General features: G+C 47.1%; 10 protein-coding genes. All 10 read left to right on the forward strand.

Annotated features, from left to right (window positions below; translation table 11 throughout):
* The first annotated feature begins 111 nt into the window (after positions 1-111).
* The 10 genes from NIT04_RS03640 (at position 112) to NIT04_RS03685 (ending at position 15,857) form a co-directional block, all read left to right on the forward strand.
* Complete coding sequence (locus tag NIT04_RS03640; RefSeq protein ID WP_252502245.1) at positions 112-1,854, forward strand: AAA family ATPase; 1,743 nt, start codon at positions 112-114, stop codon at positions 1,852-1,854.
* A 339-nt stretch (positions 1,855-2,193) separates the two neighbouring features.
* The gene (locus NIT04_RS03645; protein ID WP_252502246.1) at positions 2,194-6,699 is read left to right on the forward strand and encodes an endonuclease; all 4,506 of its coding nucleotides are present in this window, start codon (positions 2,194-2,196) and stop codon (positions 6,697-6,699) included.
* 480 nt (positions 6,700-7,179) lie between these two features.
* Positions 7,180-7,974, forward strand: a complete 795-nt coding sequence (locus NIT04_RS03650; RefSeq protein ID WP_252502247.1) for a flp pilus assembly protein CpaB — start codon at positions 7,180-7,182, stop codon at positions 7,972-7,974.
* Positions 7,975-7,998: 24 nt separating this feature from the next.
* Positions 7,999-9,168, forward strand: a complete 1,170-nt coding sequence (locus NIT04_RS03655; RefSeq protein WP_252502248.1) for an AAA family ATPase — start codon at positions 7,999-8,001, stop codon at positions 9,166-9,168.
* A 13-nt stretch (positions 9,169-9,181) separates the two neighbouring features.
* A complete protein-coding gene (locus tag NIT04_RS03660; RefSeq protein WP_252502249.1) occupies positions 9,182-10,534 on the forward strand; it encodes a CpaF family protein in 1,353 nt (450 codons plus the stop codon).
* Positions 10,528-11,454 carry a type II secretion system F family protein gene (locus NIT04_RS03665; protein WP_252502250.1) on the forward strand — a complete coding sequence of 309 codons (927 nt, stop codon included), beginning with the start codon at positions 10,528-10,530 and terminating at the stop codon, positions 11,452-11,454. The genes NIT04_RS03660 and NIT04_RS03665 overlap by 7 nt, the downstream gene beginning before the upstream one ends.
* 4 nt (positions 11,455-11,458) lie before the next feature.
* Positions 11,459-12,391 (forward strand): type II secretion system F family protein, encoded by a 933-nt coding sequence (locus NIT04_RS03670; protein WP_252502251.1) that lies wholly within the window; start codon positions 11,459-11,461, stop codon positions 12,389-12,391.
* 29 nt (positions 12,392-12,420) lie between these two features.
* Complete coding sequence (locus tag NIT04_RS03675; RefSeq protein ID WP_252502252.1) at positions 12,421-12,627, forward strand: hypothetical protein; 207 nt, start codon at positions 12,421-12,423, stop codon at positions 12,625-12,627.
* Positions 12,628-12,650: 23 nt separating this feature from the next.
* A complete protein-coding gene (locus NIT04_RS03680) occupies positions 12,651-14,060 on the forward strand; it encodes a VWA domain-containing protein (RefSeq protein ID WP_252502253.1) in 1,410 nt (469 codons plus the stop codon).
* 15 nt (positions 14,061-14,075) lie between these two features.
* Positions 14,076-15,857 (forward strand): hypothetical protein, encoded by a 1,782-nt coding sequence (locus NIT04_RS03685; protein WP_252502254.1) that lies wholly within the window; start codon positions 14,076-14,078, stop codon positions 15,855-15,857.
* Positions 15,858-15,899: the final 42 nt, after the last annotated feature.

A 15,899-nucleotide genomic window follows, 5' to 3' on the forward strand; every position in this document is an offset into this window, starting at 1 on the left:
TTAGCGAGTTATCGCAATATAATTGTCATTATTTCTACATCTTTCTTCTTGTTAAATCGTCTTTATTTCTTATATAATAATAGTATCTTTCTTAAGGGAGTTGGGGATGGCTTGAAGCCGAATTCAAAATTTGCAACGAAGATTGTCGTCCTTGTCGTTTTGGTCATTGGAATAGCAGCAAGTGTCGGATGGTATGTCTCGGGTGCAAATAAAGGAATGAATGTGTCGTTTTCAGAGTTTGAGAAGACGATCCAGGCTCAAGAAGGACAGCCATTGTCCTTGAAAGAAAAGGCAGATGGCACATTGCAGTTACAGACGGAAGAAGGGCTATACGTAACGCAAGTCCGTCCGCAAAGCCAACTTGCAGAACAATTAGTTGAACAATATAACATTTCATATACATTTGCCGATGGTGGCCAATACAATGGTTTGATCGTAGGTGGTTTAATACTCGCATCGTTTTTGACATTGATGATCCTTCATAAGAAAGGGAAGTTGGGGGTCGGCGTTTCTACGATGAAAAACGGTGCTTCCAAGGCGACTCCGCTTCCTGAAATTACACTTAATGATATCGGCGGTCTTCCGGAAGAGATGAAGGAAGAGATTCACCAGACACTGTCAATCATTAAAGATCCGAAACGTGCAACGCAAGTCGGAATCCAGGCGCCGAAAGGCATTCTTCTTTACGGGCCTCCGGGAACCGGGAAGACATTGCTTGCACAAGCGATTGCCCGTGAAATCGGAGCAACATTCTATTCGTCGAGCGGTTCCGCCTTCACGGAGCTGTTTGTCGGAGTCGGTGCTTCACGAGTACGTACATTGTTCCAAAATGCACGCAAGCAACGTCCTGCCGTCATTTTCATCGATGAGGTCGATGCACTTGCCGGCAAACGGAAAGAACATGGCGGTGAGGAATCTGAGAAGACATTGACTGAGCTTCTCGTCCAGTTGGACGGCGGCAACGATAATGAAGGAATTCTCTTCATCGCGGCGACAAACCGGAAAGATATGCTCGATGAAGCATTCCTTCGTCCGGGTCGTATCGATTACACGTTCAATGTGCCGCTTCCTGACACGCATGGCCGTCGAGAAATTATCGACATCCATACGAAAGGCCGTCTGTTGGCGGAAGAAGTGTATGCATCATTAGATGTATTGGCCGAAAGTACATCAGGTTTTTCCGGCGCGGAGCTCAGCTCTCTATTCGAAACGGCGAGCAAACGGGCAATCCGTGACGGCCGCGAAGAGATCGGCAAAGGAGACCTCGATTTCGCGATCGACCGGACAATCCTCGGAAGTACATCGCGTACGCTCAATGATCCTGATACGAAAAGAAGGGTCGCCATCCATGAAGCAGGGCATGCACTCATCGCAGCGCTTACGAAACCGGGATCTGTCCGCAAAGCGACGATCATTCCGCGTGGACAAGCGTTAGGCTATGTAGCACCGATCCAGAAAGAGCTCCATTTACAGACGGCGAGCGAACTTCTCGATCAAGTGAGCATGATTCTCGCGGGTGGCGTCGCGGAAAGGCTTTACCTTGGCGAGCATAGCATCGGCGTCAGCGGTGACGTACAGCAAGCGAAGGAAATCATCGAACGGATGGTAGACACAGGTTTGCTTCAAGATGGATTCACTCTGACGTTCAACAAAGGCGAAAAAGAGTTGAAAATGCAGGCGCTCTTCGGTGAGGCATTGAAGAAAACGGAGACGCTCATCCAAGAAAATGCCGCGCAGTTTGAGGAATTGGTCAATGTTTTATTCCAGAAAGAGACATTGGACGGCTCCGAAATACAGGAAATTGTTGATGGTAAAGGTGTAGAGGAAGTAAAAGAGCTTGTCATCATTGTGTAATAAAAGGAACTCCTTGGTCCAATTGGGCTGGGGAGTTTTTTTGTGGAATGAAATACAAGCGCAACACAATCATCACGCATGCAATACGACTAGTGCGCCTAATCTCACAAACCCATCAATAAAATACATGTCAAAAGTTCGACTGTGAAGTTGCTAAATATTGCAAAAAGTCGCATGGTCATGCCATTTATGCAGTGATACGATTAGTATGAAACCTGGTTATCTATTAATCTAATATGGAAAGGGAGCGGTTCACAGACGACCTACTCGCAAATGCACCATATTTTCAAAAGATGAAGGGAGAATGGTTTCATGCGGAGTAAGAGATGGAGGAAGCGTTTGAATGGTTTGTTGGCTGCCGGTTTGGCGGCAAGTCTCGTTGTGCCTTCGATTCCAGCAGTTGTGAAAGCGGAGTCGGTTGCAACAGATCTGTTCATTTCCGAATATGTGGAGGGCAGCAGCTTCAATAAGGCAATCGAGCTTTATAATGGCACGGGACAAGCCGTTGATTTGAGTAATTATACGTTGGAGCTGTATGCAAATGGTGCAACGGCATCTTCTGCAAGGCTGGCATTGTCCGGTACGTTGGGACACGGCGAGACGTATGTCTTATACCATAAAGATGCGGTTGCTGAAATAAAGAACAAAGGTGATTATGAGAATGTGAGCGTCATCAACTTCAACGGTGACGATGCGCTCGTCCTTAAAAAAGCCGGCACGGTCATCGATTCATTCGGTCAAGTCGGCGTCCGCGCCAATTGGGGGACGGATGTGACGCTTGTGCGGAATGCATCGGTTACGAGCGGGGATTCGAATCCCGGAGATGCATTCAACCGGGATGAAGAATGGACCGTTTATCCGAAAGACACATTTGATTATTTAGGGTCGCATGAAATGGATGGAACTCCTGGCAATCCGGGAGAACCTGGTGATCCGAATGATCCAGGAGACATTTCCCCGATCGGCGATGTACGAACAAAGGCACTTGGGGAAACCGTAACGATCAAAGGAACCGTTGCCGCCAAGTTGAAGAACACAATTTCCGTACAGGACGAAACGGGCGGAATCGCTGTCAGGCCGACGAGCTTGAATATGCAAGTAGGCGATGAAGTTACGTTGACTGGAAAGCTTGCAGATTACCGCGGGTTGCTGCAGTTGGATGGGGCGACAATCGTAGAAGTTACGAAAGATGCCGGAACTCCGGAACCTTTCATCATTACAGGAGCGGAAGTCGGTGAAGCGGTAGAATCGCAGCTCGTCACTGTCCATAACGCAATCCTTTCGGGAGTTCAGAACGGAAGCGGCTGGGCAAATTATGCAGCAACAGACGGAACGGGTGAATTCATCGTCCGTGATGAGACGGCGACATTAGGTCTCACTGTCGGAACAGCTTATGATTCGATCACCGGAATCGTCCAACAGTTCGACAACGATTACCAGGTCATCCCACGCTCGACGGTTGATGTCATCGTTGACAGTTCCGTCATCCAGCCGGTTGTTGCGAGCCCATCTAGTGGTACGTTTGTAGGTAATGTGAAGGTTTCATTGACGACAGGTACACCTGGCGCTGAAATCCTCTATACATTGGATGAAACCGATCCGATTGAAAACGGTGCGACGTATGCAACACCGATCGATATCCACGAAGATACGACAGTGAAAGCGGTCGTGAAAACGGATGATGGACGATTCGGCGACGTATTGACGTTCACGTATATGATTACGGAAGCACTTCAAATCCATGACATCCAAGGAGAAGGCCATACATCTCCGTTTGACGGACAAACTGTGGAAGGCGTCGAAGGGATTGTCACCTACAAATACGAACTGAACGGTTCGACGTATTATCATATCCAAGCCCCGGATGACAAACGCGACGGCAATTTGAATACGTCCGAAGCAATCGTCTTATATAGTGGAAGGGATGCTTGGAATCTCTCTGTCGGTGACCTAGTTTCCGTCACCGGAAAAGTGAGCGAATATGCAATCGATGGATATGCGGATCGCCAGCAAACGGACTTGAAGACGACACAGATCAATGTTCGAAATGATCAAGGAGGCAATGTGCAAATTCTCGAGCGCAACGTTCCGCTACCAACGCCTTTCGTTATTCATGAAGAGAACTTGCCGCAACACGAGATTGCCAGTCATCAATTCGCTGAATTCGATCCAGCAAAATATGCGGCCGATTTCTGGGAAAGCCGTGAAGCAATGCTTGTGCAAGTCGGCAATGTGAAAGCGGTCGGACCTCAACAGCACGGCGACCTCGTCACGGTATTCGAAAATGCTAAAACGGAAACAGTGAATGGCGGCATCCTGTTGAAGGAAGACGACCAGAACGCAGAGCGAGTCCAATTCCGATTGGAGCCGAACGGACCAGCGCGTGAATTCGAAGTCGCGACTGGAGACCGTTTCGCTGGACCGATAACGGGAGTTGTCGGCTATTCATTCCAAAACTACAAGATTTACACGTCTTTGAGTGACATGCAACAAGCGCATTCAAAAGGCGATGCAGTGCCAGAGAAGACGACGATCGTGAAAGATGCGGACAAGCTGGCGATTGCTTCCTATAACTTGGAGAACTTCTCAAACAATAAGTCAACGACTACAGATGATAAAGCGAAGAAACTAGCGAGGGCATTTGTACAGGATATGCAAAACCCTGACATCATCGGTGTGACTGAAGTGCAGGACAATAACGGACCAAATGCAGGCGATTCCCGCGCAAATGAAAGCTATGAGCGCCTCATCCGAGCAATTGTCGATGCAGGTGGTGTCCAGTACGAATACGTCAATATCGACCCGGTCAATAATGCGGACGGCGGTCAGCCGAATGCGAATATCCGTGTCGGATTCCTTTACAACCCTGACCGTGTTTCTCTGACAGAAGGCATTCCGCATGGAGACGCGACGACAGCAACACATTACGAGAACGGCAAGTTGACGCTCAGCCCGGGACGTATCGCTCCGAATGATCCGGCATTCGATAGCAGCCGGAAGCCATTGGCTGCGCAATTCGATTTCCAAGGCGAGTCAGTCATCGCCATTGTGAACCATTGGAATTCAAAAACTGGAGATACACCGTTATTCGGTTCTGCACAGCCGCCGATTTATGGCAGTGAAGCGCAGCGTAAACAGATTGCGCAACTCGTCTATGATTTCATTTCTGAAATTAAATCGGATAATCCTGAGGCAAATATCGTCTCTCTCGGAGATTTCAATGACTTCCAATTTGCAGATGCATTGAAGATCCATGAAGGCAGCCTCATGACGAACATGATCAACCATGTCGAAACGGTTGACCGATATTCGTACGTCCATCAAGGGAACTCGCAAGTACTCGACCATATTTTAGTGTCGAACAACTTGGCGGAACAAACGGAAATCGACATTTTACACATTAACTCAGACTTCACGGACATGGCGGGACGTGCAAGCGATCATGACCCGGTCATGGTACAGATCGGCTTCGAATCGCCAGTTGTATGGGAACCTGTTCCAATCAAGAAAGTATACAATCTTATTAATGAACATAAAAAACAAGTGATGATCTCAGAACCGAGCGTCTCCGTCTATATGGATGCGCAATCGTCATTGAAAGACGGCATGTACTTGAAAGGGGACTATGCCGAGTTGACGGGGGAAGGGTTCAAGACGAATACCGTCATCTTGCAGCCAAAGAAAAAGGGTTTGATCGTCGATTTGAAAGGGACGGAGATGGGCCATGTAATTGTGGAAGGCTCGCATCCGCTCGAGATAAGAGGCGCTGAAAATATTAAGAGGATTGACTTTGTGAAAGGGGCAGACGCTTCAAAAGTCATCTTCTACAACTCGAAAGGGAAACGGATTGGCGTGCCGACGATGAATAATGCACCGGTCGTCACGAAGCCGATTCCTAATCAGGAAGCGAAGGCCGGAGAGACGATTTCAATCGTCCTCTCCGGACATTTCAGCGACCCGGACGGCGATAAGCTGACGTATTCATCAACAAAAGGTACGGTCGATTTAAATAAAAATGTCCTAACGTTGCAATTGGAAGAAGGCAGCCATATCGTTGGAGTGACAGCAACGGATGGCAATAAATCCGTAACGGTGAGCTTCTCGGTCACTGTCACGAAAGCGGACATACCTGCCGAAGGCTACTACAAAAATGCGATCGGCAAGGAAGGGCAGGAACTGAAAGCTGCGCTTCACGACATCATTTCCGATCATCGGCAGCTGACGTATGCACAAGTATGGGACGCTTTGAAGGAGACGGATAAAGATCCGAACAATACGAACAACGTCATCCTGTTCTATTCTGGTGAATCCCGCTCCAAAGATCGAAACGGCGGGAATGTCGGCGACTGGAACCGGGAGCACGTATGGGCGAAATCGCACGGGAACTTCGGCACAAGCATAGGTCCTGGAACAGATATTCACCATTTGCGTCCGACCGACGTCCAAGTGAACAGCGCACGCGGCAACTTGGATTTTGACTATGGCGGTAGTGCGGTGAAGGGCTGTGATGGTTGCTATAAATCCAGTAACTCTTGGGAGCCGCCTGATCGAGTGAAAGGCGACGTGGCACGGATGCTGTTCTATATGGCAACCCGCTACGAAGCGGGGGACCGTGTGGATTTGGAGTTGAATGAACTGCTCAACAACGGCAGCAACCCATATCACGGCAAACTTTCTGTTCTCTTGGAATGGCATGAGCTAGATCCGGTCGATGCGTTTGAAATGAACCGCAACAATGTGATCGAACAACTACAAGGCAATCGGAACCCTTTCATCGATCATCCTGAATGGGTGCGATCGATCTGGCAAAACGCCGGTTCAAACGATTTGAAAAAAGCTTCATAATGAAAATAAGGCCAGAGGATTTCCTCTGGCCTTTTTAATATCGTCTTTAAGTACCTTCCATACTTCAAAATTAAAACTATAAATAAATCATCGTCCCTATAAAATGATAAGAACTTCCATCCTCCTATTCTACGTAAATAGCAACTCAGCTAGCATTACCATAGTCTTGAAATCAAATATCTCTATTTCTAGCCTTTCAAAAAATGGAAAATGATTCATTGGTTGTGAACAACAAAGAGAAATATGTATTTCGACCTTATTTTACACTATAGGACCATAAAGAAAATAACATTGGGGAATCTTATTTGACTCGCGTTGCCCTTTGGTCCAATGACTAACGACATAGCTAGTTTCGAGCCGGTCTGTCACGGTTTTGACATACATTCGACACAATGATATTAATAATGAACATAGAAGTCTACCAAATGGAAGAGAGAGCGGAAAGTTTCCGGATTTCTTTAGGATGAAAGAGGGATTGGGATGTTAGAGGCAAAGAGACGCGCGGCGATTTTTTTACTATTGGCCTTCATATTAGCTGCTGTGACAGGTTATCTTGTGCTGGAAAAAGTTAAAGAGTTGAACGCGGAACTAGGTGGAATGACATCGATTTACATAGCGAAAGGGTCCATCCCTTCCCGAACACCAATAGATATTTCACAAGTGACAAAAATGGATATCCCCAATAAGTTCGTGACAGATAGCCATATTCTCTCCGAAGAAGAATTCGAGCATCAAGTATCAATCGTCCCATTGAATCCAGGGGATATCATTACGAAAAACATGATTAAGCCGGTTTCGAATCTGCAAGATGCGAAGAATCGGCTCGTGACGATGTATCGGACGGATAAAATTCAGTTCGATCAAGTGCTGACGGCTTTGGATCGCGTCGATATCATTGTATCAACGAATGAAAATGGAAAGAAAAAGACCGAGGTCTTTATGAAAGACGTGCTGGTCGCATTCGCACAAGGAACGAATGACAATTTTTCCGGTATCGCGGTGGAAGTGACGGCTGAAGAGGCGCCGCGCCTAATACATATGCAAAATTACGCAGAGCATATTCGTGTGTTGAAGGCGAACGTCGGGCAGGCTTCTTCATTTGGTGACGCTCTAGATAAGTCGAATGGGAAGGAAGAACTGAAAGAGGAGCCTGCAGGCGATCAGTCTGAAGGGCAGACAGATGGATCTGCTGAAAATGAAGCAGAGAGTAAGGAAGGCACGACGGATAAAACAGAAAAATCTTCAGATCAGAAATCTGATGACTCAGGTGAATAAAGGTGAACAGTCACTTATCGAAGGGTGAGGCGGTTGGAAAATAAATTGAATATTATGATTGTTTCTGATGAGGAAGCGCTCATGTCGCAGTTGAAGACCATTGCCGAGACGAAATCGGAGAAGGTCATAGGTGTACGTTCTAATGAAGCAGTGAGGGAAATGAATCGGGAGATGGCGCATATCGTCATTTTTGGACAGACGGAAGCCGATACATCGGTCGAAGTCGTTCAAATGCTGAAGATCATCAACCCGAATGCGCTCATCCTGTTCATTGCCAATGAATCCGACTTCGGCTTGCTTCGCAATATGACGAGAGCAGGAGCGGATGAGTTTTTCGTCTTTCCGGAAGAATCGGGTCTATTCTCAAGCAGATTCCCGAATATCGTCAAAAGCTATGCAGCCAAGAAGGCAAAGAATGAGGAGTCGGCAACTACAACGTTCGGTCGCGGAAGAGGGAAAATCGTTTCATTCTATAGCGGAAAAGGGGGGAGCGGCTGTTCATTGCTTGCAACATCTTTTGCACAAACGATGAAGCTCGAGTCATCGGCAGAAGTGATTCTTATCGATTTGAACGGGCAGTTCGGAGGTATCGAAACTTTGCTTTCCATAGAATCGAACCGCTCGCTTGCCGACTTGCAGCCTGTCATCGAGGAGTTGAATGAAAGTCACATTCGGAACGTCTCCCAAACAGAGGAGCATTCCAAAATGGAAGTGCTGATTAGTCCTTGTGATGCTGAAATACTTGAAACACTTGACGAGGAATTCATCGCAAAACTGCTGCGGACGTGCAGACGGACATTCGATTATGTCGTCGTGGATCTGCCTTCCACAATTAATGGGCACGTCGTCACGGCGATGGAGGAGTCGGATAAAATCTATTACGTCCTTACGCCTGACACCCCATCCTTGAAAGTCATGAAGCAATACGAGGAACTGTCCGAAAGGCTAGGGCTTGTGCTAACGAGCCGGATGGAAATCGCTTTGAATAAATTATCGAAGAACTATGAAGTGAGACAGAAGGATTTGAAAAATGTATTGCGTTATCCAATCATCGCTTCCATCAGGCAAGATACGAAAGGTCTTCAATCATTCATCAATCAAGGACAGCCTGTACGGAAGCAAGCCAAGGAGAGGAAGATGATCCCCTTTGCAAAGGATATCCGGAAATTCGCCCGTCAAGTCGCAAAGCAGTAGGAGGTGGTGAAGGATGAGTTCTTTATTCGAACGGCGCAAAGAGAAACTGGCAAAACAGAACACGGCGAATTACAAGTATGAAAATCACCTTGTCGATGAACTCGTCGATCATTACAAAGCGAGGTTGTTGAGGGATACGAATCTGGAGGCGCTCACGCAATTGTCACAAGGTGAAATGCGGCTCCGGATCGAGCAATACGTCTCCCATTTCATGTCCGAAGAGAAAGTGATCATCTCGAGGAATGACAAAGACTTGCTGATCACGAGAATTCTCGACGAAGCGGTCGGATATGGACCGCTAGAACCGCTTATTAAAGACTCTGAAATCACGGAAATCCTCATTAACGGTTTCGACGAAGTGTATGTCGAGAAAAAGGGCCGCCTTGAAATGGTGGATGTCGCCTTCAGGGATGATGAACACGTCCGGCATATCGTCGACCGCATTGTCGCACCACTTGGAAGACGTGTTGACGAAAGCTCCCCGATGGTTGACGCTAGATTGCCTGACGGAAGCCGTGTCAACGCCGTCATCGCACCTGTCAGCCTTTCAGGGACGTTGGTCTCCATCCGGAAATTCCGGGAAGAGCCATTCCAAATGGAAGATCTGCTAGAGTTCAATTCATTGAATGAAACGATGGCGCGCTTTCTGCAAGGTGTCGTAAAAGGGAAGATGAATACACTTATCTCAGGAGGAACCGGCTCCGGGAAGACGACGCTTTTGAATGTCGTCGCTGCTTCCATACCGCATGGAGAACGGGTCATCACGATTGAAGACTCCGCTGAATTGCGCCTTGACCGACCGAATGTCGTCGGCATGGAAGCTCGCCCTGCGAACGTGGAAGGCCGGGGGGAAGTAACGATCCGCAACCTCGTTCGCAACGCCCTACGGATGCGCCCCGACCGGATCATCGTCGGTGAAGTGCGAAGCGGGGAAGCGTTCGACATGCTCCAAGCGATGAATACGGGTCATGAAGGTTCATTGACGACAGTGCATGCGAACTCGCCTGCCGATGCGATGCGGCGTGTCGAATCGATGGTCATCATGGCGGGCATGGATCTGCCATCGACCGTCATTCGTGAATATATCGTCGGAGCGCTCGACATCATCATCCAGGCGACGCGTCTGACGGACGGTACGCGGAAGATCATCTCCATTTCGGAAGTGCAGAAAAATGAGGACGACGGCACGTTCCGAATCGTCGAGATTTTCAAGTTCAAGCGAACCGGCATGCTGGAAGATGGGACCGTACTCGGCCACTTCACGGCAACCGGCGAAGTCCCTGCTTGCCTTGAGAGACTCGAAATTTTTGGCATCCATATGGATGAGTCGGACTTTAGGGTGAAAGAGGAGGTTGCGGCATGGTAGAAGCATTCGTGGCCGCAGCAGCCGTCTTCGTCTTTCTCATCGCCGTCTATTTTCTGCTCGATTACCGGAAGTCGAAGCGAGAGTGGCGGAAGGAAGTCGAGGAGTTTTACCTCGACGGGGAAAAGCGGAAGAGTGTCATTGTCCTTATCGGAACGAAATTCGATGAGACGGAGACGGCAAAGGAATTGGAGCCGAAGCTTGCTGACGCCAACATCCCATTCACTCCGTCCGAGTTCTTTGGCGCTCTTATTGTCGGGTATATGGGCATCGTTTTCATGCTCGTCAACATGTTCAATTTGGATTTGATGCCTGCTCTGCTAATTGGATTGCTGCTCATTGAAGGGGCTCGAAGACTTTTATTCTTGCTTCGGAAGAACAAGAAGAAGCAGATGCTGATCGACCAACTGCCCGAAATATGCAGGATACTCGCAAACTCGACCCGGTCCGGGATGACGTTGAATCAAGGAATCCAGCTCGTCACGCAGGAAATCAATGAGCCGGCGAAAAGAGAGTTCAAACGGATGGCGCATGAGCTGTCGTTAGGAATTGAATTCCAGGCAGCGCTCCGGACGATGGAGAAACGGATTGATCATAAGGAATTTCAATTGTTCGCAGCAACGATGCTCATTCAGAAAAAGGCGGGGGGCAACTTGTCCGCCGTGCTCGATGAAATGAGCCAGACGCTCGATGAACGAAAGTTGCTCAAGCAGGAAGTGAAGACGATGACTGCGGAACAACGGTACGTCTCCACACTCGTTCCGGTCATTCCGATCTTCTTGGTGCTGATGATGAACAATATCATCGACGGCTTTCTCGATCCTTTGTTTACAGGTATCGGTTTGATTCTGTTGACGTTCTTCCTTTTCGGGACCGTTCTGACATTTGTCATCGTCAGGAAAATTACGAATATCAGGGTGTGAATGAATGGATGGCATAATTGCATTATTTACGTTTCTAGTTGTAGCAACGATCGGAATCTCCCTGCGAGCTTACTATGTGTATTTGAATGAGAAAAGGAACTTACGTGAAGAAATCGGCGAGTCCGTCTATATAGAAACGTGGACCCGCAAAAAGAAGTCGAAAAAAGAGAAGGTATTGGAAAGGCTGTTCAAGTTTGCGGATGATTTCTCCGATCTTGGGCAGCGTGTCAATTTCTTCAGTGAAAACGTAGAGGTGAAAAAGCTCCTCATACAAGCCGGATATCCGTACGGATTAACGGTCGCCCGTTTTCAAGGGCTGAAAATCTTCATGCTGATCGCAGGATTTTTCATGGGAGGCATTTTATTCATCCTCGGATTTCCGTTCTCACAATTCATGCTAATCCTCATGCCGATTGCAGGGTTCGGAGGAACCGTCCTTTGGCTCAGGTCAAAGGCGAAGAAACGGCAGGAGGAGATTTCTTACCAGCTTCCTGACTTCCTTGACACGATGAGCGTCACTTTGCAGGCGGGAGTCGGGATGGACCAGGCGCTTCGCGACATCGTGCATTATTTCGAAGGCCCCGTTAAAGAGGAATTCGGCCGTTTCATCCAGGAATTGAGCGTAGGGGTTCCACGTTCTGAAGCGTACAAATCATTGCTCGAAAGGAACGACAGCAAAGAGTTCCAAATTCTGATCAAATCACTATTGCAAGGGGAACGCCTCGGTGTTCCGATTGCGGACACATTTAAACAACAAGCCGAAGAGATGAGGAAACTAAAGAAAGAATTGATCAAGGAGAAGGCGGCCAAAGCATCACCGAAAGTGACGTTAGTAACTACTTTCCTCGTGTTGCCTTCTGCCCTCGTCCTAATCGGAGGCTTGATGATTATAAATATATTCAACCAAAACAAAGGGATTTTCGAGTTATTCAACTAAAATACATTTATTCAAGGAGAGAATTGAAGATGAAAGAAAAAATGATGATGGCTTGGACGAAATTGATGTTCCCGGTAAAAAACGAAAAAGGGGCACAATCGTTGGAGTGGCTAGGGATTGCGGCTTTGCTCATTTTGGTGCTAGGGATTATCTCGACTGCTTTGAGTGACCAAAAGGCATCAATTGGCACATTGGTTAAAACTATCATAGATAAAATCAGTGGAATGGTCGGATAATTTGTAACAGAAAGGATGTACCAATGAAAAAGGTTTTACTACACATACTAATATTATCTCTGGTCGCTATTTTGGTTGCATGCAATAACAACAACCAACAGGAAAAGGATAATAATCCGAAAGAACCTGTTTCATTGGTTGACTCGTCAAATGAAAATAGTGAAATCGATACAGCTGGAATGGAAGAAACTGATACAGGGGAAGATGATAAGGAGGTTGAAGCAACTCCACTTCCTCGCACACTTTCAGAATTAGCGGCTTTACCGTCCGGGTATACAGACTATTTATCTGTTACCGATGAGAATGACCAGAAAAAACTAGATGAATTGACCGAAGGATTGCCGGATATTTCAGGTAACCCGACTGATAATGAGTTGAATACCTATTACAATGAATTGCTAGCAATCTTTCAACAAGGATTTCTAGGACCTGAAGAAATTATTGCGAAAATAAAATTCCAGGCATTAGGTAATCCGGACATAGAAAATCCGCGCATGCAATTTAAAGAGAATTTAAATGTACTTGTCCTTTTAGACGGGTCTGGAAGTATGGGGAAAAATATCGGCGGCCAAACGCAAATGGAAGCGGCGAAAAAGGCAATCGTCCAGTTCGTCGGAAATTTGCCGAAGGAAGCGAATGTCGGCCTTCGTGTCTACGGACATAAAGGGACTGGAAGTTCTACGGATAAAGCGATGTCATGCTCTAGCAGTGACTTGCTCTATCCAATACAGCCATATGAAAAAAATGCATTCAAACAATCTCTCGACCAAGTGAAGCCGGCAGGTTGGACGCCGACTGAGCTTGCCATAACGGAAGCGCATAAGGACTTGGCCAATTTTGATGGGGAAAATAACACGAATATCGTCTATCTTGTCAGTGACGGCATATCGACATGCGATGATGATCCGGTTGAGGCCGCAAAAGCTTTGTATGATTCCCATATTACACCGATTATTAATATTATCGGCTTTAATGTGGATAATGATGGGCAAAAACAGTTGAAAGAAATGGCAAAAGTGGTTGAGGGTACTTATCAAGACGTAACAGATGCTGAAACACTTCAAAACGAATTAGATCAGACAAATGAAATTGCGGAAAAGTGGGCTAAGTGGAAAGAGGATAAGGAAGCCGGACTTGAAAACCAGCGAGTGGATAATAGGTTGGAAATTTTTATGTATGGTGCAGATGAGTTTGGTAAATTAGTAAATGAAAGACAGCAAATCGGGTTTGCTTTACAGTATTTATACCAAACGAAAAAAGTAATGACGAGAGATAGCTATAAATATTTAACTGACCGAAACATGGAATATCATCAATGGATAAATGATGAATATGAAGAACTTAAAAAATCATTACGCGAAACAAATGAAATGCAATTTAATGAGGCGATTAAAGCATTGGAAGAAAAATATTTGAAAAACACTCCTGACTAAGAAAGGAGGATGAACTTGAATAGTAGACGGTTAAGAAAATCTTACGCCATATTCATGCTGACAATCATCTTGTCATGGACAGTATTACCTGGAATAGCAATGGCGGATTGGTTAAAGGCTGGAAAATCGATTGATGTAACGGAACCAATCACCGGCGGCGAAGCGATCAAGGGCGGGGAATCATTTACGAGTGGCGAATTCATGGCCCCTGGAGAGGTTTACACGTATGGTAAGCCTTTTACAGGAAAATTCACCCTGACGTCTGGAACTATCATTGTTCCCGTAACTGCTGAAAACAAAGGGTTGTTTTTAATTCCGAGTACGTTGAATGGTACGGCTTACGGAGATTTCCTTAAGGCGGGGGACATCATTTCCGGAGGGAAACCCCCGAATGCCGGTCAGGTTCCCGACTTTAACGGAAAAGCGCCGACAGTCGGTGAGTCGATTACTGGAGGCGAAGGTCCAAGCGGCGGCGAAGGTCCGGACGGCGGTGAAGGCCCGAACAGCGGCGAAGGTCCAAGCGGTGGTGAAGGTCCGACAGGCGGTGAAGGTCCAAACGGCGGTGAGGGTCCGAACGGCGGTGAAGGTCCGAACGGCGGTGAAGGCCCGAACAGCGGCGAAGGTCCAAGCGGGGGTGAAGGTCCGACAGGCGGTGAAGGTCCAAACGGCGGTGAAGGTCCAAACGGCGGTGAAGGTCCAAACGGCGGTGAAGGTCCAAACGGCGGTGAAGGTCCGACTGGAGGCGAAGGTTCGACCGGTGGTGAAGGACCGGCTGGCGGAACAGCACCGACAGGAGGAGACGGTCCAACAGACGGGACAACTGGTGGTGGTCCCACTTTAGACAGTGACCATGGGCATTCCGGAAGCATAGGGTCAATCGATGAAAGCGATCCATTTGCGGGCGGCCCATCGATGTTGAATGTTCTTATAAAGTCTACAGATGGTTCTAGAGGACTTCCCGGTCATCTGATTGGGGCCTTAAGAGATGTTAAGACTTTCTGGTTCGGTTTTGGTGAGAAATTAATAGGTCCACTTGCAGCCTATCAAGCCAATTTTAATATTGTTCCAGATGGTAAAGGGAACTACAAGATTATGGGGAAGAGATATTTAAAAAACTCATTCCTGAATGATTACTTTCAAAAGTTCAAAGAATATACAGTTGACGGTAAAAAACGGAAACTACATGTAACAGTAGGTCAAGACCTGCTGGATGATTACCATGCATCCAAAAAACTGGCCATTGAAGGAAATCAGAATAAAACCAAGTGGCAGCTCGCGAAAGATGCAGCAAAATCCAGTGTTGATGACGCTATAAATGTAACCAAAAAAAGTTTTTGGAAACGTTCCAATATGGCAAAGCTCAACGGACCGGTTAATGTTCTGCTAAGTTCTGCAAACAGTCTACTTGACTACTCTGGTACTAAGTGGTCCGCGGATCCCGAGAAATCAAAAAAAGGTTATGCCTCAACAGACTTTGCTGCCGATATTACTACTGACGTGGCTATCGGAGTCGGAGTTACAGCCCTTTCCTCAGTAGCGGGTAGCATGGCTGCTGGTGCATTTGCAGGAACTATGGTACCTGTCCCGATTGTCGGGACGGCGGTAGGTGCCCTTGTTGGTTTAGGCGTTGGATTGTTTTCTACTTACTTGCTAAACACTAGTACTGGCAGGGCTGTCAAACAGTTTGCGAGGGACAGTGTAAAGGCTGTTTATGATGGAGCCGTTGAGACGGCCAAGGGTATTTGGAATTCTGGTAAAAAGTTTTTTGGCAACATGAAGAGCATTTGGGGTTCTTGAGGAATGAAGTCTGTTGGCCTGTCCAGCAGACCTTCATTCTAT

It is taken from the genome of Sporosarcina sp. Marseille-Q4943, from assembly GCF_943736995.1.
In the GTDB taxonomy this organism is placed as follows: domain Bacteria; phylum Bacillota; class Bacilli; order Bacillales_A; family Planococcaceae; genus Sporosarcina.

What these genes read in the sequence shown, in the direction of transcription:
- NIT04_RS03670 (WP_252502251.1), top strand. Translation starts at nt 11,459, where the DNA reads ATGGATGGCATAATTGCATTATTTACGTTTCTAGTTGTAGCAACGATC.
- NIT04_RS03665 (WP_252502250.1), top strand. Translation starts at nt 10,528, where the DNA reads ATGGTAGAAGCATTCGTGGCCGCAGCAGCCGTCTTCGTCTTTCTCATC.
- NIT04_RS03675 (WP_252502252.1), top strand. Translation starts at nt 12,421, where the DNA reads ATGAAAGAAAAAATGATGATGGCTTGGACGAAATTGATGTTCCCGGTA.
- NIT04_RS03650 (WP_252502247.1), top strand. Translation starts at nt 7,180, where the DNA reads ATGTTAGAGGCAAAGAGACGCGCGGCGATTTTTTTACTATTGGCCTTC.
- NIT04_RS03660 (WP_252502249.1), top strand. Translation starts at nt 9,182, where the DNA reads ATGAGTTCTTTATTCGAACGGCGCAAAGAGAAACTGGCAAAACAGAAC.
- NIT04_RS03680 (WP_252502253.1), top strand. Translation starts at nt 12,651, where the DNA reads ATGAAAAAGGTTTTACTACACATACTAATATTATCTCTGGTCGCTATT.